This window comes from Bacillus sp. FSL M8-0025 (assembly GCF_037975475.1).
GTDB lineage: Bacteria > Bacillota > Bacilli > Bacillales > Bacillaceae > Bacillus > Bacillus subtilis.
Map to the genome: position 1 here is coordinate 3,577,982 of NZ_CP150258.1, position 21,643 is coordinate 3,599,624.

The window sequence follows — 21,643 nt, forward strand, 5'->3', positions numbered from 1 at the left end:
TTCCCCGCTTCTGACCCTTTGGATCAAAAGCTTGTATTAGCTGCAGTCCCAGTTGTACAGAACGTTTGAAAAGTCTTTTTTCCTTAGATCGTCAGGTGTTATGAAAAAATTGGCGATGCCGACGTCTCCCCACATTGAATCGATATCATCGTCTGAATCAATTTGTAAAAGCATGATGGTGTGTTCTTTATATGCGTATTCCCGTGGATCATGCTGGGTAAAAGAAGCGTATCCGCCGATATTATGGCCAAATCCGTTTTCAGCCAGTTCATTATAAATGTCTTCTTCATCCTCGCCGAACTGACCAAAGAACTCCATTGTTTCCATGCCCGTATACTGCTCAAATTGAAAATCTGTAGGCAGCACCCATTCCGAAGATTTCACAGGCTCGACTGCCGCTTCTGATAAAATCGGAAAATCACATTCGCCTGTGCCGATAAATGAAAAATCAGAAACAAGCTCGTCTTCGTTTTCTATGATATTTTCAAAATAGATCACTCTGAAATTCTTTTGTTCACATCGATCGTCAAAATTTAATCCATAGACGTCATCATGAACAGAAATGTAGAACTGCAGGATACCTGAAGAAGGGTAGCCGTCAAGCTGGGGAATGTGCGAGAAATTAATCTGTGACAGAAGCTTCATCGGCTGTCCATTTTCATCAGTCGGGTATGTTTCATGCTTGGGGAAATAGGGATCACCGGCAATTTTGCTGTCATATCGTCCTGTTTTCCCTTTTCGGACATTCAATTTCACGTATTCTTTCGCTGATTTCTCCAGCAATTCGCGGTACGGTCTCATTTTTTCGGGCAGATGATTCATCAGATTCTCTCCTTTTCCGGCATCTCCAAGGTTTTATTTTCTGGTTTTCTTCGTTTCTTCTAATGTTTTTCAAACGATTGTTTAAAGAAGCCCTACTTCTGCATAATTTTCCAAACAATAGTTAAATAGTAGCAAATGTATTCAGCACCCCGCAATAGATGAAAAAAAGACTGGTGCGCAACCAGCCTTTCTTTTTCATCTATTGAATTGCACCTGACGGCACAACCGCCTTCCGTCCGACAGAATAATACTCCACTCCTGCAGCCGCAGCCTCATCCAATGTGTAGCAGTTTCTGCCGTCAAAAATGAGCGGCGTTTCCATCAAATCCTGATAAGCCGCTAACGGGAATTGTTTAATGTCAGCCCAGTCGGTTAAAATCATGACGGCGTCAGACCCTTTGACAGCTTCCTCGATCGTCTCTTTATATTCAACAGCTTGCGGGAGAACATGCTTTGCATGGCTAACTGCAATGGGATCGTAGGCTCTGATACGGGCGTCGAGCGCAGCGAGACGGTCCGCAATAACAATTGACGGCGCTTCCCTCATATCGTCCGTATTCGGTTTAAATGACAGGCCTAAAAGGGCAATCGTTTTTCCCGTCACCCCGCCGAGCCTGTTCAGCGCTTTATCAACCAGCATCGCCTGCTGATTGTTGTTGACTTTGATAACCGATTTCAGCAGTTCAAAATCATGCTCGACATTGCCGGCAATTTGCACGAGGGCGTTTGTGTCCTTTGGAAAACAAGAGCCGCCGTAGCCTATGCCCGCTTTTAAAAACTGGCTCCCGATCCGCTTATCCTGTCCCATCCCGTATGCGACTGCTTCAATATCGGCGCCGACCTTTTCACATATATTCGAAATTTCGTTTATAAAACTGATCTTAGTGGCCAGAAAAGCATTTGAGGCATATTTGATCATCTCGGCGCTTCTGATATCCGTTTGGTATATCGGGATTTGAAACGGACGGAAGAGCTCCTCCAGCGTATTTGCTGTTTTCTCATCGGCCGTCCCGATCACGATCCTGTCACCATGAAAGGTATCATAGATCGCCGACCCCTCACGCAAAAATTCCGGATTGGATGCAACCGAAATACTGACAGGCTCCGCTAGATGTTCAGTGATCAGTCCATTAATCAAATCGTTTGTCCCAACGGGCACTGTGCTTTTCGTTACCACGACTGTATCTCGTTTGACATGCTTTGCGATGCGTTTGGCCGCATCTGTAATTTGCTCCAGATTGGCGTGCCCGTCGCTTTTCTGCGGTGTGCCGACCGCTATAAAAATGATATCTGCCTGTGCCAAGCCTTTCTCATAGCTCGTTTCAAAGTTCAGCCGTCCATCAGCTGTATTTTTTCTCATCAGCTCTTCAAGACCTGGTTCAAATATGGGGGAAATGCCCTTTCTCATTTCATCAATCTTGTGAGCGTCAATATCAATGCAGGTTACATGATGTCCAATCTCAGAAAGAGAAACACCTGTCACAAGACCGACATAGCCTGTTCCGATGACTGTTATATTCATTGTTTCCCTCCAACAGTTAAATTGCTGCTTTGCAGCTTCCATAATATCGTATGAGAACATCCTATCATGAATGCGAATGATCTCCCGCATAGCCTGTCGGGTACAGCCTGTACAGATTTCTGAAATGTGATTCAATCATACAATACACTATTATATCGCTCTCAAAAAGAAAGTGGTGAAATGAGAATCGGCTGTTAAAAAAGACCAAACAATTTTCTTCTTTTGACCGGCTGCGGAGGCTGTCTGAAGATGGTCTGATTCCGCAGGAGAAGCTCTGCATTTTCCGTCAGCATATAAGGAAGTTCCGAGCCGAATTCTTTCTCTAGAACATAAAGAGCCTCTTGAGTGTGAAAATTTCTCGTTTTCACATTATGGGCATCTGAGGCTACGAAATGGATCAAATTGGATTCAACCAGCCGGAGAGAAAATGCTTTCAGCTGCTTGCCGAAGGTCCCCGCAAGACTTCCTGAAGTAATCTGAGATGCTGCTCCTTTTTCCACAAGATGATACAGCAAGGACGGGTTTTCGCGAATTTCCCTGTTGCGTTCAGGATGGGCGATAACCGGAATATATCCTTTCAGCTGCAAATCATAAAAAAGCTGCTCCGCATATCGGGGAACGTGATCAAACGGAAACTCAATCAAGATGTGTTTTGTATCATTCAGCGAAAGCAGCTGCTGTTTGGCAAGGTCTTGTTCCACCTCGCCGTAGATTCTGATTTCCTGTCCCGGAAGCACATGTAAAGGAATGTCTTCTTTGATTAAACGTTTGTTTAACTGATCTGCTGCTTCTCTGACTGCGGCTGGCTCGTTTTTATACACACCGTTGTTATGATGAGGTGTCGCAATGATCGTCCGGATTCCCTGACGAACAGCGGCTCTTGCCATTTCTATGCTGTCGGCCGAATCACCTGCCCCGTCATCCATTGCGGGAAGAATGTGACAGTGAATATCGATCATGTCCTAGCCCCCTTTTTTCGCAAAAATAAATAACGGGCACGATGCACGTTATTTATTTTGCATGAAATTGTCCTTGTTTCCGTAATATCCGTATTCAGAGTGCTTCGAAAGCTTTTTGCCGTTCATAATCGCCCCAAGAAGCTTGCTTTTGCACGTTTCAAGCGCCTCTTTCGCTTTTGCGGCTTGTTCTTTTTCTGTTTTCCCGCTTGAAATAACCAGAACAGAACCGTCTGCCACGTTGCCTAAAATCTGTGCATCTGCTACGGCAAGAATAGGCGGCGTATCAAAAATGACCATATCATATGCCGCACACGCTTCGTATGCAAGCTCCTTCATCCACTTCGAGGAGAGAAGCTCGGCCGGGTTTGGCGGGATCGGGCCGCTCGTCAGCACGTCAAGATGTTTTTCATTCGATGCTTGTACAGCCTGCTCCATAGAGCTTTTTTTTAATAAAACAGATGTTAAGCCAACCGTATTTTCAAGAAAAAAGGCCGTATGTACTGTTGGTTTTCGCAAATCAGCATCAATCAGGAGCACTTTTTTTCCCTGTTGGGCGAATACGACAGCCAGGTTGGCGGCCGTTGTTGATTTTCCTTCCCCTGGACAAGCCGATGTAATCATGACTGATTTCATTTGCCGGTCCACTGAAGCAAATTCTATATTCGTGCGAATCGTCCGATATTGTTCAGAGTTCAAGGATTTCGGCTCTGTCATTGCAATGACATTTCTCCGCATCCGCGAGTCTCTGTTTTTTCTAAGCGCCAAAATGTCCACTCCCCGTTTTTTCAGATTGGAAACCCTGTAAGGTCTTTGCTGTTTTCTGCTCATTCGCAATGGTGGAAACTGTCCCTAAAACAGGTATGTCCAGCAAGGATTCGAGCTGCTCTTCCGATTTGATCGTATTATCCAAATGCTCAAGCAGGAAGGCCAGTCCGATGCTTCCCGCCAATCCGGCCGCAAACGCGATGGCAATGTTTAGAAGCGGTCTTGGCGATACAGGGGACGGATGTTCTGAAACCTCGGCTTTTGACAGAATGCTGACATTGTCAACATTCATAATGGATGTGATTTTGTCTTGAAAAACAGATGCTATAGTATTGGCAATATGAGCCGCTGTTTCCGCGTTTTCATCCCTGACTGATATGTTGACCACTTGGGAGTCCTGTTCGCTGGATACGGTAATTTTGTCATTCAGTTCTTGGGATGTCATCGACAGGCCCATTTCTTTAATGACTTCATCTAAGATGGCAGGGCTTTTAATGATGACATTGTACGTATTGATTAACTGAAGATTGGTTTGGACATCGTTAAATTGAACTTCTTTTCGTTCATTTTTCGATTGGTTGACCAGAATCTGAGTTGAATTTTCATAGATGGGTGTAAGTGCGAAGAAACTAATGAGTCCGCCGGCAGCAGTGGCAGCTGCGGTTACAATCATAATCAAAAGTATGCGTTTTGTTAACGTTGATAATATCTCTTTTAAGCTAGTAGATTCTCCCATGATACCTCCAAATCTCTTATAACATCCTTTTCCATTTACGATTATACAACGTTGAAACCGCATTTCTCCAGCTTTTCACGTGACATAATTCGACATTTTTTTACAAAACGATATGCTAATCTTTTTTATGTAAGCGCTATATTTACTGTGTTGACAGTGCTGTCTCATTTTCTCTTATTCGTGCAGTCACGTCATCTCGCATAAAAAAATCCCGCTAAAGGCGTGCGGGATTTTTATGTTGCATATCCATTTTTAATATGAGAAATCAAATTTTCAAGCATTTCCTTCGTCGTCATCTCAGATGACTGCTCACCAATTTCATGTGCATGCATCAAAATTTTCAGAAATTCTTCTTGATTCAATTTCTTTTCACTCATCTTTTTTTTCCTTTCAGCTTCCATTAAGTTGAAAACACGATTATTATATGATGCTGGTTATCAATTTGCAATCTCTAATACATCATTCGACACATCCCATTTTTTATGTCCTTTTTTAGGAAAAACTTTTTAAGGCCGATGTGTTGCGATATAATAGAGAAATTGGATCTTTTTATTACGTGACTCGGTTAGGAGCGATAATCATGCTTCAGAATATGATTTCCAAAGACGATGTGCTGGCATCTGCTGAACAGTTAAAAGAACTTCTTCCTTACAATGAGGAAAATGTTCAGCTGATCAAAAAAGCCCTTATTTTATATCGGCAGGATTCAGTCTATCGTTTACAAGCAGTGAGTCCGACGGAAGTTACGGCTTACGTGCAGGATGTTGTGCCTGTGCGGGTCACATTGAACTTGTTTGTCATAGTCAAAAGCGGCTGTTCATGTCCGTCCGGAAGAATCTGCCGCCATATGCTGGCTGTGTTTTTATATGTATATGCAATGTTCGAGCGAGTGGGTACTTTTACAGAGTATTGGCTGGAGAGGGAAAAGCTTGAGGAAAGCAAAGAGCTCGTCCGCCGCCAGTTTCAGGAAAAGGTGCTGCCTAATGAAGAATCGCTTTCAAGCTGGCTTGCTTTTTTTGATTCAGAGTTTTCTCTCTGGCAGGCACGTACGCCAGAAGGCAGCCAAAACATGCAGGGCCTCTATTACGGCTACCTGTCCGCATTAAAAAAACATGCGCCGAACAAGCCGGAGCTGAAAAGCCTGTATCAGATTCATTCCGCGATTGCGGTTTGGCTTCGCATGTTCACATTGATTGAAGCGGGCAAGCTAAACCCCGAACAAGATTTTTATTCCCTCAATCCGTACGTTGAACAGCTGATGGATACAATCTACAGCTCTATTGATAAATTAAAAACGTACGCGCTGTCTTTTGCGCTTGATCCGTTTTTGGATAAAACACCGGATGTTATCCGACCTTTGCTGTTGAAAGAAGAAATTTTCCAATATGAACGCATCCGCGTCTTCGGTGAAATTTGGAGTGCGCTGCTGTCGCGGCCAAAATGGGTGGCACGCGAACAGGAAATATTGAAAAAAGAAGCAGGACGGCGTTTTTCTCCCGAATTGCAATTCGGGCGCCTGCATTTGGAATTCCTGCAAAAGAATGATGACGTTATTTTTGCGGAAGCGGATCAATTCCCACCGGAAGCGCTCCCTTATACGTTCCAATGGCTGAGTGAAATGACTGCCAAGAAGGACTGGAAACGGCTTAAAACATGGTACCAGCAAATTGAACCAATTGCGATGGGTTATACGAAGCTGGATAAGCCGTTTAAAGAGATTCGCGATGTGATCGGCGAGCTGTTCCTTCTGTTGAATGCCTATGTGAAGCAAACCAATGATCAAGCGCTGTTTGAACGCTTTGCCGCGGGCTGTCTGCCGTATACGTTCACAGAATACAGCCATCATTTATATGAAAAAAAACGCTATGCCGAGTGGATTGAAATTCATAGCCTTGTCGGCTTTTCCATCAATGAAATGGATAAAATGATGCTCAAGGAAATTGCAGCGAGCGACCCTGAGGCGCTTATACCGGCTTACCATAGAGAAGTGGCTTTTTTCATTGATCAGAAGAACCGCAGCTCGTACAAGGAAGCCGCCCGGTATTTGAAAAAATTGCGCACTCTGTACAAAAAAGCGAAAAAGCAGAAGGTGTGGGAGCGGTATATTCAGCTGCTGAGCTCGCATTACAAGCGCCTGCGCGCGCTTCAAGAAGAACTGCAGAAAGGAAAGTTGATTGATGGCGAGTCTTAAAGAAATTCTCATCCACGTCGAACAAATGGAAGATGGGTCATTTACGCTCTCAGCCTTTGATGAAAATGAGCAGCCTCTTCCCTACAGCCATATGAAAAAGCATTTGTTCCAATGGCATGAATCCTCATTTTACGGAACCTTTCTAGAGGATGTCAGCTTCATCGGGACGACTGCTGTCCTGCTATCTCCATGGATGACTGTAGAGCTTCTCGGCAAAAACTCGTTCAACTCATTCAGCTCCGTGCAGCTTACAGAAGAAACGGAGCCGCTGATCGAGGCGGCATCGACCATCTATGAATTTATCGCGGACGGCGATTTTCTGCCTGACTATGACGCATGGACAAACGGTGTTTTTCGCTGGAAGGACCGCGATAATATACTGGAAGGCTTTACTGCGGAATGGTTTTCCGCTGCCGTACAGGATTACATCCAATACGACGATGACCTGCGGGAGAAATGGGAACATATCAAGGAGAAATCGCCTGCGGTTACGTCATTCCGCGGCCATTTTCTTGATGAAGAGGATTTTCTGGAAGGCATTGGCTGGATTGACGACCAATCTCCATTTACTGTCGGCTTGCGCTTAAATGAACCAGACTTTGACGGAGACGAATGGAAGATCGAAATGTTTTTACGCGATAAAAAGAGCGGTTCTGTAGAATTCTTTGACGGACTGAAAAGCCTTAAAAAATCGTGGCAGGCGTACAGCGATAAAATCGCGCGTGAGCAGGACCGCTTTCACAGAACGGTTCCGTGGCTGTCGTTTGATTCCGGGACAACGCTGATCTCAGAGGAAGAAGCCTGGATCTTCCTGTCAGAAGCAAGTGAGATGCTTGTCGATATGGGGGTAGAAATCCTCCTGCCGTCCTGGTGGCAGATTGTCAGAGACAGCAACATGATGCTGAAAGCAAAGGTGTCGTCCTCCCCGCGCGGCGAGTCATTTGTCGGCATGAATGCACTGCTTGATTTCAACTGGCGGTTTGCGACAAATGGAATTGAACTGACTGAGGATGAATTTAATGAGCTTGTCGCCAGCAACAGGCGCCTTGTTAATATCCGCGGGCAATGGGTTAAAATCGATCCGCAGTTTATCAAACAGATGAAACGCCTGATGGAAAAAGCAGAATCAGAGGGACTCCACATGTCTGATATTCTGGCGCGCGAGCTAATGGATCAGCAGGATGGCGGACTTGAGGATTCGGACCTGATTGATACATCTGCTTTTGCCGGCATTCAGTTTGATCTGTCTAAACAGCTCAGGTCACTGATTCGAAAGCTCACTGCCGCGGAAAACCTGCCGGAGCACGAAGTCAGTCCTTCTTTCAAAGGAACGCTCCGCCCTTATCAGAAATACGGCATGAACTGGCTGCTGTTTCTGCGGGAAAGCGGTTTTGGCGCCTGTCTGGCTGACGATATGGGGCTTGGGAAAACGATTCAAATGATCGCCTATTTCCTTCACGTGAAGGAAAGCGGCCGGCAAAAAACGCCTCATTTGATTATTGCGCCGACATCCGTACTTGGCAACTGGCAGCGGGAGCTTCAAACCTTTGCCCCTGATCTGTCTGTCGCGCTCCATTATGGGCCGCGCCGGCCAAAGGGTGATGATTTCGCCGCGCATTATGAAAACGCAGACGTGGTGCTCACTTCATACGGTCTGTCACATGCCGATACTGAAGAGCTTTCTTCTGTGACATGGAACACGATCTGCCTCGATGAAGCGCAAAATATTAAAAACGCGCATACGAAGCAATCACGCGCAATCAGGAAGCTGAAGGGGCTTCACCATATCGCGCTGAGCGGCACGCCAATGGAAAACCGCCTGACTGAGCTGTGGTCCATTTTTGACTTCATGAATAAAGGCTACCTCGGCAGTTTGACCGGCTTCCATAAACGCTATGTGCTGCCGATCGAAAAAGACCGGGACGAAAAGAGAATCGGACAGCTTCAGCAATTAATCCGGCCATTCCTTCTCCGCCGGACGAAACGGGATGAAGAGGTCGCGCTTAATCTTCCTGAGAAGCTGGAAGAAAAAGAATTTATCCCGCTGTCAGCCGAGCAGGCATCCCTTTATGAGCAGCTCGTCAAAGACACTTTTGACCATATGACATCACTGACCGGCATGCAGCGAAAAGCGCTGATCCTCAGCATGCTTGGACGGCTCAAGCAAATATGCGATCATCCCGCGCTTTATTTAAAGGAAGAGCAAACCGAGCTGCTGGCCGGCAGATCAGTCAAGCTCGAAAAATTGCTGGAACTGATGACAGCGATCCGCGCCCAAAACGAAAGCTGCCTGATTTTCACGCAATACATTCAGATGGGGAACATGATGAAGCGGCTGCTTGAAAAAACGTTCGGGGAACCTGTGCAATTTTTAAACGGGAGTCTCTCCAAGCAAGAGCGGGATACACTCGTTGAGAAATTTCAAAGGAAAGAATATCCGACACTGATTCTTTCACTCAAAGCTGGGGGCACCGGACTTAATTTGACTGCCGCCAATCACGTCATCCATTATGACAGATGGTGGAACCCGGCGGTTGAAAATCAAGCGACTGACCGTGCATACCGCATAGGCCAGGAGCGCTTTGTCCACGTTCATAAAATGATTACGACGGGAACAATCGAGGAAAAAATTGATGTCATGCTTGAATCCAAGCAAACCCTGAACGATCAAATTATCCAAAGTGAAAACTGGATTACCGAGCTTTCCACACAGGAGCTTGAAGAACTGTTTACATTAAGCGCTACAGCGCAATGATCATGACTAAAAAAGCTGGCTCTGATAGAGCCAGCTTTTTTCCGTTCATAGCCGTCACGCCGAATCTCCAAAAAATCCGTTACGCCGGTTATATCAACAGGATGCGCTTTTGGAGCAGCACATATACCTACAGCAAATGTTTCATCATATGTGCGACACCATGTTCGTCATTGGTTAAGGTGACAGCATCGGCTATCGATTTGATGTCTTCCCGGGCATTGCCCATCGCTACACCTTTTCCCGCAGCCTCCAGCATCGATTTGTCATTTAAACTGTCACCTACAGCAGCGGTTAACTCGAGCGGAATATTCAGCTGTTTTGCAAGCCTCTTCAGCGCCTGCCCCTTGGAAGCTTTGCGGGAAGAAAGCTCAAAGTTGTGCTCAGCCGAACTGACAAGCGTCAAATCTTCGGCATGCTCATATCTTTTCCAGCCTGCCTCAAGCTTTTCTTTGAAGAAAGAAAAGCCGAGAATATTGTAAAAATCGATTGGCTGATCGGCTTCAAACAGCTCTTGAAAAGAGTTAATGTAAGCAAAGCCCGATTGGCTGTATTGCACCTCGGCCGCCTGCTTAAGGACAGAAAGATCTGTTTCCGGGTTTGCGCTTCTAAATCTGTCCAGCTCAACATCAAGAAGTTCTCTGCCGTTTTGCGGCGTATAAATCGCTGAACCTGTGAATACCTCATAATAATAGTTTTCCGACTCAAGCCATGAGAGAATGTCATACGCCCGTTTCTTATCAATCGTTTCGTGATGATAAAGCCTGCCGTCGGGATCGTGAATGACGGCGCCGTTTGCACTGATCACCCATGTTTTGATCCCCAGCGGTTCAAAGATTGACATGACGTCAAAATGAGCGCGCCCAGTTGACACCACCACTTCAATGCCATCCCGCTGCGCCTGCCGCAGTGCGTTTTCATTTTCCAAGCTTACCTGATGCTTGCTGTTGAATAAGGTTCCATCTAAATCAATCGCAATTAATTTCACGTTTGTCAGTCCTTTCCTTCATCCTGCTCTGTCACGAGAAGCTCAACGCCGTTTCGATCAAGCAAGTCACAAAATGCCTGATTCGGCAGCCTGTCTGTAATCAAAAGGTCGATTTCATTCAGCTCCGCATACTGATAAAAACTGGTGCTGCCCAGCTTCGAATGATCTGCAAGCGCGATGACTTGCTTTGCCTGCTGTATCATTTTCCGCTTCACCATGCCATCCTCTTCATGCGCAATTGTAATGCCATGTTCGGAAATACCGACCACACCAATCAGCGCTTTATCAACATGGTAGCTTGAGAGCTTTTCAATCACAGAGGACCCGTACAGAAAGCGGTGCTCCTTTTCCAGCTTGCCTCCCAGCAGATAAATTTCAATTCCCTCTTTATCGGACAGCACATCCGCAAGATTAATCGAATTGGTGATTACCGTACAATCAACCGCATTCAAATGCTTTGCACATGCCTGAACAGTTGTAGAGGCGTCTAAAATCACCCGGTCTCCATCATGAATAAGCGATGCTGCAAGCCTGCCGATCTTATTTTTTTCCTCAGACACTGTTTTCAGGCGGCCGGAATAGCTTTGAATTTTCTGATGCACAGTCGGCAAAATGGCGCCGCCTCTTGTGCGGATGATGGCATTCTGTTCCTCAAGTTTCACAAGATCTCGTCGCGCTGTATCCCTTGACACTTGCAGGAGCGTACAGATCTGCTCCGTTGTAATTCGGTTATGCTGTTTTAAAAAATCCAAAATCGCTACTAATCTTTCTTCTTGGTACACGCCCTCATTCCTTTTCTCAGCAATCATTTATAAGTAATTATAAGTTTTTATTTGATTTTATTCAACATTAATAAGTGGTTTTAAGTAAAAATGCGTCGAGAGAACCAATTTTTCCTAAGTAGGCAAAAAGAAAGAACCAGTCTGGTCGACTGGTCAATTTTGAGGGGATGATGCGAAGATCCGGATAATAGTGAATGGATAGATAACGGGAGGAGCAGGGGTGTCAATCAGCAGCTTTTTCCCGGGGTTTAGGGTCCATAAAACGAACAGTGTCAGCTAACACTTCTGTTACATACACGTTAACGCCTTCCGCGTTTTCATAGCTTCTTGTCTGAATCCGTCCGCTTACGCCGACGAGAGAACCTTTTTGGCAATACAACGCCGTGTTTTCAGCTGTTTTTCTCCAAAGTGTGCAATTGACGTAATCAGCTTCGATTTCACCTGAAGCATTCTTGAAGCTGCGGTTCACCGCGAGCGTAACATGTGCAACTGCCGCACCGGCGGAAGTGTAGCGAAGATCAGGATCTTTTGTAAGACGTCCGACAAGCATGACCTGATTGAACATGCGATTCCTCCTCTCCTTGCGGTTGTATGTATTGTAAATGATGCAACAAGAAAAGAAAAACGCTTAAAAATGGCTTTCAGCCTCTGTTTTTATCTTTCGTTTTCATTTTTCCTTCAGCTAAAAACATCTTTTGCTTTTTTCCTTTGAAGAAATATGTACTTTTTAAAAAACGGAAAAAGATTTGCTTTGTCAGCCAGTTTTGCGTATTCATGCGCACATAGGAAGAGCCATCCCACGCAAACCACTGAAAGCTCAATTTTTTTTCCGGCATTGACAGCTTGATTTTATACTGCTCCATGCCATCTTGTGTTTCGTATAAAAAACTTATTCTTCCTTTTTTGTTCAGATGAACCTCAAACACTTCTTTACGGCTTAACATATATGTTACTTCCTTTTGAATCAAATGGCTTTCAGAAGGAGCGCCGTCAATATAAATTTCTTTTAAACGAAATTGATTCATACCACATCTCTCCGTAATCCATAGTCAGTTACAGTATAATGAAAAAATAGAAATTATTAAATGTTTCGCTCATACAAAATTCTTTAGCCCCAGCATTGCAGGATTTTTTCCTCGAAAACGTTTATGTTATAATGGAAGGCAAGAAAACTTTGGAAGTAATCGGGGTGAGAAGAAATGAAAACCTTTAAACTGGTTGACCTGAATGTGGAACGAGTGGACAAGGAAGAACAATCAATCGAACAGTTTCCCCTTATTGACGGACTGATTATAAATAAAGAAGACGGTGAAAATCACTGGCTGATTGAGGCGCTTGTACAGAAAGAACATCTGTCTTTTTTTGAACAGCTTCAAAACAGCCAATCTGAAGCCAAAGTATTTGTAACGATCACGAAAAAAAGCAATCGCCCCGCCCAGCTGACAGCAGCAGTGAAAAATATCGTCAAGCTGGAAGAAAGCATTCAGGTTTTACTCTACGGACAAATGGTCACAAGAAAACAGCAGGGCACTGAAACCATTCTCGAGTCCCTTGTAAAAGAGGGCTATACAGGAACAAAACTCATTGAGGCATTTAAACAAAAGTTATAAATACGAGGGGGCATGTTCCCCAAAACAGACACAGAACCGAAGAGCATCACAATAAACATTTAGAATAGATATGTTCTGCATGAAAAAAGCTGCCGTTTTAAACGGCAGCTTTTCTTTTCGTGCTTTCACTCTTGCATATTTAATTTGTATGGCCAAAAGAATCAACCAATTCCCCTTTCACAACAAGGCGCCCTTCAGTTTTGACCGCCTTGTCACATGTGATTAACGTAATCTCTTTTTTGTTCGTCTCCTCAATTACATCTGCACCCATTTCCGATATGATGTCTTTAGATGTTACAGAATAGATATAATCCTTTTTAAAATCCGTGATGACAATTTGGGCACCTGTTTTTATGTTTTCCAGAGGTCCGAACAGAAGATTCTTTTGCTTCAAATGATGGCCCGCCAACGGATAATTTCCCTCACCCATTTTTTGATCCGGGCGCATTGTTGCCGCCCCTATCAAAAGATTTTCATTGGTTGTGCCTTTTACGATCGGAAGCTCCAGATCGACACTTTTAATTGTTATCCGCCCGATAACCGCTTTTTGATCGTGATCAAAGCCGGCCTTTACAGCATCCATTAACTCAGGCGGCTCGATTGAATCAAATTCAAATTCCGCTTCTCTCTCATTATTTTTTTTCAACTGCTCCACAGTTAAGGCCGATTCACTCTGGCTTTTGCTAAGATAAGCTATAATTCCACCTTTGATATAAGGAGAAGAGATCAGCAGCAGTCCGAAAAGGATGAACACTGTAATGATCATTTTCTTGTACATGCAAAAAACCCTTTCTTATGCATCCTTCTAAAAACGCTTCGTGTCACTTTTCAAAAAAGCACCTGATCGATTCTTCGATGATCAGGTGCCTTCAACTTTATCCTTTTCTTTGTTTCTTTCTTGAGGCAACAGCTAAGCCTCCGCCTGCCATAAGCAGCAGGATACCGATCATTGCTGTCAGCATGCTGTCTGTATCTCCGGTTTTTGGGAGGGTTTTGTCTGTGTTCGACTGACCATCCGAGCTGCCATCTGTACCATTGTTATTCGGATGATCTCCATCATCTTTTCCATTTCCACCCGGTGCAGGTTTATCAGGATGATCATGCTTATCAGGCGTTGGTGTTTTCACTTTTTGATTAGAAACAACGATCTCAACAGCTTTTGACTGTCCTTTTTCAATTGTGAATTCAATCGGTGTTTCGTCAAGTTTGTAACCTTCGGGTGCCTTCGTTTCAATCAACTGGTAGCTTCCCGGCGCAAGGCCTTTTACAGTGAACTGCCCATTTTGATCTGTTTTCCAGAGTTCAGAAAGCTCTTTTCCATACCCGTCAGTTTTTACAGGCTTGCCGCTTTCATCCAATAACTTGAATTCAGCGCCCTCCAAAACGGTATTTTTATCGTCTTGATCCACTTTTTTCACATTTACGTCACCTGGTGCCAATATGTTTTCCGCGGTGATTTCGACTGTTTTCGTGTCTGTGTTTGTGATCTTGAACGATATAGGAGTTTGGTCCAACTCATAATCTTTAGGCGCTTTTGTTTCAACAAACTGATATTCGCCAGCTTTAAGGCCGTGCACCGTGATTTGTCCTTTGTCATCGGTAACCAAACCGGACTTCAGCACTTTGCCGTTGGCATCTGTCAAATTGAACTCCGCACCTTGCAGAACTTTATGCTGATCATGCTGATCCACTTTGGTGAGGACAACAAGGTTCTTCGTATTAACCGCTGTTGCTTTCACTTGCTCAGGTTTGCCGCCATATTCTGCTTTAATGGTGAATGACACTGGCTTTTCGGATAAAAGATATCCATCTGGCGCCTGTTTTTCGATAAATTGATAGCTTCCCGGCGCTAACCCGTCAACTTCAATTTTACCGCCTTCTTTTGAGACTAGATCGTCTCTCACTGTTTTCCCATTGCTGTCCGTAATTTTGAATACCGCGCCTGCCAAGCCTTTTCCATCTTGATCTTCCTTCATCAGCTGAACCGATCCTTGATAGTTCACGGCGATCCCGGCATCCGCGGATTTTGGCTTTCCTGCTGCTGATTCAGAAATGGTAAACTCTATTTTCTCCGTGTTCAGCACATAACCGTCTGGCGCTTTCGTTTCAACAAAGGCGTAGCGTCCCGGCGCAAGATCTGAAGCCTTCACTTTTCCGTCTTTATCGGAAGTCAGCTCTTCTTGAACCGTATTTCCTTTTTCGTCGACAATGTTAAAAACTGCACCTTCAAGCTTCTTGCCTTCAGCATTTTCCTTCGTCAACTCAATGGTGCCTTTATGGTTAGTAGCGATCCCGGCATCTGTAGCTTCAGGCTTTCCTTCAGAGGAATCAGAGATCTCAAACTCAATTTTCTCTGTATTCAGCACATAGCCCGCTGGCGCTTTCGTTTCAACAAAAGCGTATTGTCCCGGTGCAAGGCCTGAAGCTGTGACTTTCTCGTTTTTATCTGAGGTCAGTCCTTCTTGAACCGTATTACCTTCCTTGTCGATAATCTTAAAGACGGCTTCTTCAAGCTTCTGGCCATCTGCATCTTCCTTCGTCAGCTCAACAGAGCCTTTATCGTTAACGGCGATTCCAGCATCTGCGGCTTCAGGCTTTCCTGCTGCAGATGCTGAGATGGTAAATTCTTTTTTCTTTGTATTCAGCACATAGCCGGCTGGCGCTTTTGTTTCCACAAAGGCGTAATGGCCCGGTGCAAGACCCGAAGCCTCAATTTTTCCGTCTTTATCTGAAGTCAGCTTCTCTTGAACGATCTTTCCATCTTGATCGACAATGTTGAATACTGCGCCTTCAAGTTTCTGGCCTTCAGCATTTTCCTTCGTCAGAGATACTTTTCCTTGATAATTGGTCATTGCCCCCAAATTGACGTCAGACACTTGATTCTTTTCATTCTTTGCGATTGAGAAATGAATCGCTTTTGTATTTACGATAAAGCCTTCAGGAGCTTGTGTTTCTGTCAAGCGATAGTAGCCCGCCGGCAAACCGTTCATTTCTACTTTTCCGTTTTTATCAGATTTTATATCTGTTCGTATGAGAGTATAGGTGCCGTCATTTGATTTTTTCTCCAGCTTAAAAACAGCACCCGCCAAAGGATTGTTTTGTTCGTCTTGTTTGATAAGCGTCACCTTGTTCTGTTGATTTACGACTTTGTACAGCGCTCCTGGCTTGGAGGAGTTGCTGTCTATCTTTACAGAGACTCCTTTTGCATAAGCATCACTGATGGTATATCCGTCAGGCGCTTTTACTTCTTTTAATACATAGGAACCGTAGCGAATATTTCCGAATGTAAGCTTCCCGCCGGCATCCGTCGTACCAGTGCGGAGGAGCTGTTTGGAGTCCTCAGACCATAACTGGAATTCTGCTCCTTCAAGAGCTTTATCGTCCTCTCCAGTCTTAAAAATCGTCAGGCTTCCTTTTTCTCCGGATCCGGAACCGTCGCCGCTTGAAATGGCAACAAAGATCGAGCTGCTGTTTTCTTGAGTCTGCTCCTTCACATTTGTTCCTGAAATGGACACCTTATTTTTAACATGGCCGCTCGTGCCGGCTATGTTAATCAGAGACCGGTATTTGATCACATAGGCGCGATCAATTTGCTTATAGCTGCCTATGAATTTCAGGACAAACGATTGTTCACCTGTTGTATTGTCCGTTTTGATGTCTAACGTGTAGTCTTTGTCTTTTTGAAGCTCGACATCTCCCGCGGTCAGATTTCCGCTGCTGTCTTTGACCACTCCGTTTTCATCATATTTTGCTTGATATACTTTAAAAGAATCTGCATCTAGTATTTGATTTTCATCCGGCGTGTCAGTAACTTTTACGTCATCCAGCGTTGATTGGCTGGAGTTGACATTGATGTTCCAATCGATGTAGCTTCCATTTTGTTTGCCGCCTTTGAAAACCAGGCTTCCTCCGTTCGCAACTGAAACAGAGCCTGTTAACGTGCGGTCTGCATAGCCGTCATTATAGTAGGTTGCCTTGTTTGTGTACTGATTCTGATCAATGACCTGTCCTTTGAGTGATGTCTTAAACTCAATCAGATATGGTACAGAATCGCCTGTTTTAAGGTGTACCGTCAGCGTGCGTTCATTTTTTGCAGAAGGCTCTTCGACATCATACTTGGAAGGATCAAGCGCGTCTCCTTCTGTGATGGAGCCGTTTTTATTGATCGTATAGCTCTTAACCACAACGGAACCCGGCACAAATTGCTGAGGATCTGTTATGGCATCTTTGATATAAGGGTTTTTCGTCGGCTCGCCATTATAATTGACGCCGATTTTCCACGTGATTTCCTTTGAAACCGCGTTGTATGAACCGTTCTTGAAACCATTGTTTGTCGTCTGATTATTCGGCGTAAAACCGCTTGATACCTTATTCGTGCGCTCATTGCCGTTTTGATCAGTCCATGTCGACTGAGCTGTATTCTTAACGCTTTCGTTAGAATAATCGGCATTGAACGTTGTCGTATAAGTGATCTTAAATTGACTGTCTGTTTTTGCATAATCCCCGATCAATGCCAAAGTAAAGCCTTTATGATCAGGTTTTTTTGTTAACGTGTAGTCTTTGTCTTTCTGTAATGTTTTGTTGTTCGTTGTGTCTTGAAGCTTGAACGATTCATCAAGCAGAACCATTCCGCCGCTTTCAAATTGATCATCCAAAGTCCAATTGTTCATCAAGTATTTATTTTTATTAACTGTAATCGTCCAATCAACCGTCTTCTTCTCATAATCAACGTTTGAATATCCTTTGATGAGATTTTGCTGAATGGCTATTCCAGAAGCTTCTTTTGAATCCCCTGTTCCGGTCACAACGCTATTGGTGTATGTTGTAGATTTATCAATGATCACTCCGCTGTTGACCTTTGTTTGATATGTGATTTTGTAAGCGCTCGTTACGTTTTTATTAAATTTGACTTCAAATCCGCTTCCATTATCGATGAGCGTGTAGTCCTCGCCTTCCTTTAAAGGCCTGCCCGCTTGCTCGCTGCCATTCTGACCAAAGGTAATAGGAATAACCTTCAAAGAATCTTTCACAAGATGCAAATCACCAGTTCCAAAAGAATCTTTAATGCTGGCCTTGGATTGGTCGATCTGTTTCTCACCGTAGTTGTATGCAAGAGCCCAGCTGAATGTTTGAGATTCTCCATCATAGCCGGTCGATGATTTCGCGATCATTTTTCCATACTTGGCTGCAACAGTGGCTTCTGCAGAAATGGGTTCCAGGTTGTCTCCGCTGAATGCCGCCTTATTTGTCAGCGTTATATTTCCGCCTTCACTCGGCTTCGCACCATTGTCAATGTCGGTTTCGTATACAAGGCGGTAGGCTGAATCAATTGTCCCTTCAAATGTGACATTTCCTTTTGAATCAACACTGTAGCCGGAAGAAACTTCATTTCCTCTGCTGACAGAACCATCAATGTTCACATTGAGTTCATACACTTTAACTGAACGGTAGATTACGCCATCTGGAAGGCTTTCCGCGAGTTTGGCATTTTTGACTTGATCCAACTTTTTATTGACATCGACCGTCCATGTTACTTTACCAGGGTTGATGCCTTTATCCAGCACACCTGATTTATCAATGGTTTTACTCACATTGGGTTTAAAATAAACTGTTGTTTCAGGAGTATCGGCATTCACAGGGACTGGAATCTTTTGTGTTGTCGAACCCGTTATTTTTTTCTCGTTGAACTGCGTATTGATAACCAATGTGCCTTTGACATTAGAACTTTCTTTTACCTCGCCGTTAAATGTCATCACCACATGTCCGTTCGTATCAATAGAAAATGTCCCGTAGGTGGTGTCTCCGGCGCCTAACGGCAGGTTCACAATGTCATTATGCATAATAAATTCTTTAGGCAAATCAAATTCATATTTATCGCCGGCATTGATCGTTTTTCCTAAATCGTCAGGAATAGCCCAATCAATTGAAATTTTCACCGGAGAATTCGTATTGGCGCGATTGCCCTTGTCATATGGCTTTCCGTTTTCGTCCGTCAACGTCACGCCAGTTAAAATATGTTGCGTGATTTGTTTTTCTTCAGTTTGCAAGCTTTTGAAAGCTGATTGACTTGAGGATGACACTTTTTTTGAATCATCACTCTTAGAGGCTTCGCCGCTCTTAGAGTCATCTGACGGCTGCTGTTCTTCCTCTTTTTGATCCTTGCTGACTGAAGGTGCAGGTTTGTCATCTTTCCCTTCCTGATCACCCGCAGTATCAGAAGAGTCGTTTTTTGGCTCTTCCGCCTCGGCATCTGGTGTCTCCTCTTTCTTAACAGGAATGATCACCTGCTGGGTTTTGCCTCCGCCTAGCTGAAAAAGGGCTGCTGCTGTATGTTCATCTTCTTTTACATCTGCAGTAAACTTAGCTGGCAGTGTAATGGTCCCCTTGGCATCAAGAGAATCCGCGGATGCAGTTGTTAATTTTACTGTCATGGTGCTGCTGCCCGCCGGCACTTGATAGCTGCCGATGACCTGATCAGCAGATTTGATCTCACCTTCAGCACCTTTATCAAATGTAAAGCTTTTAGGTATCTCCACATTGATATCCTGTTCGCTATCTGCTTTTTTGTCTTTTTTCAATGACCATTCATATGTCAGTGTCACTTCGTCCCCCGGTGTTAGTGCCGGTTCGTTTCCTTTTGATCCGTCAACTATCTGGCCTTTGGCGTCCTTAACTGTTACCAAATCGAAAAATTGGCTGTCACTGGACGTTACATCCACAGCCTGTGCCGTAAGAGTATAGCTGGCAATCTGGCTGAAGAAGAAAAAGATGGCAAGGCTTATGATCATAACGATCCGCCCGCTTTTTTTCAGCCCTAAGGGAAAACTCCTCGTTCTCAACTTTTCATTCCTCCCTTTCTTATCTATCTTTCACTTGCCGATTGATCCGCGAGACCATAACATCATGTCTCATCCCCCAAAAAGAACTGCTAATACCGAATGAGTTTCAAAACTAAGATTTACCATCCGAACCAAACTACATTGTATGAAATGGAACTATACAATTTCTGTACAACTCAGAAATCATGTATGATTGAAGTGAATTGGAGAGAGTTGAAGTTTCACCCAGGAGACATATGGCGAAGGCCTTCCCTTTAAGTGCACAAAAAAACCAGTGTGCATCGAAAAGCAATCGACACATACTGGTTTGGAGTTCTTTAATTAATTTGATCCTTCATTTGTTTGTAACGCTGATATTCTTTTATCGCCTCTTCTACCTTCCCGTTTTTGTTGAATAGCTGCAGCTTGTATTGCATAATTTTATGATCGCATGGCTCAATTTTCTCGGCTTGCAGGCAAATGTCCATCGCTTGATGATCGTTCATTTCATGAATATGATAATCGATCAGTTCATAGGCCTTTCCAAGCCAAAGCTGGGAAAGACGCGTCTTTTCCGGTTCTGCCCAAAGATAACCGTGCTCCATTAGGTAATGATTTTGATAGGACATGAAAATATCCATGTGCAGATGTAATGTAGCCGTATTGAGCGGCGGCGCCCCTTTTAGTGATTTTTCCCATTCGACAACATCGATTTTTGCGCCTGAAAGCCGAAGAATATATCCAGTATCAGTCTTCTCGATAGTTTGGCTGAAAGGGATCTGGCTGAATAATTTTCGTATTTGATAAATGGTTGAGTAAAGTTGGGTGCTTGCTTTTGAAACATCGTAATGAGGCCAAAAAAGATCGATTAGCATGTCTTTACTGACCACATGGCCTTGATTGTGAAGTAAAAATAAGTATATTTCACGTGCTTTCGACGTTCTCCACTTGACTGGAATGCTTGTTTTGACATCCTTTAAGGTTTGATGAAACTGCAAGCTCCCAAAACATTGGATGGAAAAATGCGCCTCGGTATTTTCTGCATTTTGTCTCAGCATATTATTCGTTTTGATTCGTTCAACAGTTGTCTCAAGCCGCTTGTATATGACAGGCTTCAGCAAATAATCAATGGCATTCAGCTCAAACGCCTTGATAGCAAACTCATTATAAGCCGTGATGAAAACGACTTGGATGTTTTCATTCATCGATTGAATCGCCTCAGCAAGCTCAATGCCGTTTACCCCCGGCATTTCAATATCAAGAAACACCGCATCTACAGCAGGAGTCTCAGGATGCTCTAAGGCCTCAACCGGATCTTGATACGCCATAATAGATTGAAAGGCGTTTGTTCGTTCAAGCATTTTCTTAAAATGAAGCAATGCCAAGTGCTCATCATCAACAATTAACGCTTTCACAAAACATCCCACCCTATATGTAAAATCGAGATATCAGTAAATAACTTCTATTATATCATGACAAATAACCCCTTTATCTGGATTCTTTTTCTTTCTATTGTAGTTTTTGAAATTTTGCACTTACAATATTTATAAAAAGGTAGGAATTTAGAATGAGCCTGCTTGAATAAAGGAGCTATAATATGAAAGAAAAATTCATCTTTACTTCGATTATTTTCGGTTACGCTGCATTTTTTATGGTTTTCATTGCCATTGACCATTTTTCTGGAACAACGCTTCCTGC

General features: G+C 43.9%; 16 protein-coding genes. 3 read left to right on the top strand and 13 right to left on the bottom strand.

Going from position 1 to position 21,643, the window contains the following annotated elements:
* Positions 1-36: 36 nt before the first annotated feature.
* From MKX38_RS18490 to MKX38_RS18515, 6 genes are all read right to left on the bottom strand, one after another.
* Positions 37-822 (bottom strand): YwqG family protein, encoded by a 786-nt coding sequence (locus tag MKX38_RS18490; protein ID WP_339187990.1) that lies wholly within the window; start codon positions 820-822, stop codon positions 37-39.
* Positions 823-1,021: 199 nt separating this feature from the next.
* Complete coding sequence (uglF, locus tag MKX38_RS18495) at positions 1,022-2,344, bottom strand: UDP-glucose 6-dehydrogenase UglF (RefSeq protein WP_120363537.1); 1,323 nt, start codon at positions 2,342-2,344, stop codon at positions 1,022-1,024.
* 194 nt (positions 2,345-2,538) lie between these two features.
* Positions 2,539-3,303, bottom strand: a complete 765-nt coding sequence (locus tag MKX38_RS18500; RefSeq protein WP_029726032.1) for a tyrosine-protein phosphatase — start codon at positions 3,301-3,303, stop codon at positions 2,539-2,541.
* Between the two features lie 48 nt (positions 3,304-3,351).
* Positions 3,352-4,068: a tyrosine-protein kinase PtkA gene (gene ptkA, locus MKX38_RS18505; RefSeq protein ID WP_032722670.1), complete on the bottom strand. Its 717-nt coding sequence runs from the start codon at positions 4,066-4,068 to the stop codon at positions 3,352-3,354.
* On the bottom strand, positions 4,058-4,804 hold the full coding sequence (tkmA, locus tag MKX38_RS18510; RefSeq protein ID WP_080529894.1) for a protein-tyrosine kinase activator TkmA: 747 nt from the start codon (positions 4,802-4,804) through the stop codon (positions 4,058-4,060). Before tkmA ends, ptkA begins: the two co-directional genes overlap by 11 nt.
* A gap of 233 nt (positions 4,805-5,037) precedes the next feature.
* A complete protein-coding gene (locus MKX38_RS18515) occupies positions 5,038-5,181 on the bottom strand; it encodes a hypothetical protein (protein WP_003242876.1) in 144 nt (47 codons plus the stop codon).
* Positions 5,182-5,384: 203 nt separating this feature from the next.
* Here MKX38_RS18515 and MKX38_RS18520 point away from each other — a divergent pair, with 203 nt between their 5' ends.
* Together MKX38_RS18520 and MKX38_RS18525 are read left to right on the top strand one after the other, a co-directional pair.
* Positions 5,385-6,995, top strand: coding sequence for an SWIM zinc finger family protein (locus MKX38_RS18520; protein WP_021480778.1), 1,611 nt, complete (start codon positions 5,385-5,387; stop codon positions 6,993-6,995).
* A complete protein-coding gene (locus MKX38_RS18525; RefSeq protein WP_339187994.1) occupies positions 6,982-9,750 on the top strand; it encodes a DEAD/DEAH box helicase in 2,769 nt (922 codons plus the stop codon). The genes MKX38_RS18520 and MKX38_RS18525 overlap by 14 nt, the downstream gene beginning before the upstream one ends.
* Positions 9,751-9,877: 127 nt before the next feature.
* Here the strand turns inward: MKX38_RS18525 and ywpJ are convergent, their stop codons facing one another.
* The 4 genes from ywpJ to ywpG form a co-directional block, all read right to left on the bottom strand.
* A complete protein-coding gene (gene ywpJ, locus MKX38_RS18530) occupies positions 9,878-10,735 on the bottom strand; it encodes a phosphatase YwpJ (protein WP_339187997.1) in 858 nt (285 codons plus the stop codon).
* A 5-nt stretch (positions 10,736-10,740) separates the two neighbouring features.
* Complete coding sequence (gene glcR, locus MKX38_RS18535; RefSeq protein WP_003244075.1) at positions 10,741-11,517, bottom strand: transcriptional regulator GlcR; 777 nt, start codon at positions 11,515-11,517, stop codon at positions 10,741-10,743.
* 223 nt (positions 11,518-11,740) lie between these two features.
* The gene (gene ssbB / locus MKX38_RS18540) at positions 11,741-12,082 is read right to left on the bottom strand and encodes a single-stranded DNA-binding protein SsbB (RefSeq protein WP_014478203.1); all 342 of its coding nucleotides are present in this window, start codon (positions 12,080-12,082) and stop codon (positions 11,741-11,743) included.
* 76 nt (positions 12,083-12,158) lie between these two features.
* Complete coding sequence (gene ywpG, locus MKX38_RS18545) at positions 12,159-12,542, bottom strand: DynA interaction protein YwpG (protein ID WP_014478204.1); 384 nt, start codon at positions 12,540-12,542, stop codon at positions 12,159-12,161.
* 174 nt (positions 12,543-12,716) lie between these two features.
* On the opposite strand from ywpG, the gene MKX38_RS18550 reads away from it, so the two are divergent.
* Positions 12,717-13,127 carry a YwpF-like family protein gene (locus MKX38_RS18550; protein WP_003227794.1) on the top strand — a complete coding sequence of 137 codons (411 nt, stop codon included), beginning with the start codon at positions 12,717-12,719 and terminating at the stop codon, positions 13,125-13,127.
* 139 nt (positions 13,128-13,266) lie between these two features.
* Here MKX38_RS18550 and MKX38_RS18555 read toward each other — a convergent pair whose 3' ends face one another.
* The 3 genes from MKX38_RS18555 to MKX38_RS18565 all read right to left on the bottom strand — a co-directional run bounded on the left by MKX38_RS18555 (position 13,267) and on the right by MKX38_RS18565 (position 21,360).
* A complete protein-coding gene (locus MKX38_RS18555; protein ID WP_015251045.1) occupies positions 13,267-13,905 on the bottom strand; it encodes a class A sortase in 639 nt (212 codons plus the stop codon).
* A 97-nt stretch (positions 13,906-14,002) separates the two neighbouring features.
* Positions 14,003-19,966, bottom strand: coding sequence for a SpaA isopeptide-forming pilin-related protein (locus tag MKX38_RS18560; protein WP_339188000.1), 5,964 nt, complete (start codon positions 19,964-19,966; stop codon positions 14,003-14,005).
* Between the two features lie 317 nt (positions 19,967-20,283).
* Complete coding sequence (locus MKX38_RS18565) at positions 20,284-21,360, bottom strand: response regulator (RefSeq protein ID WP_015384861.1); 1,077 nt, start codon at positions 21,358-21,360, stop codon at positions 20,284-20,286.
* Between the last annotated feature and the right edge of the window lie 283 nt (positions 21,361-21,643).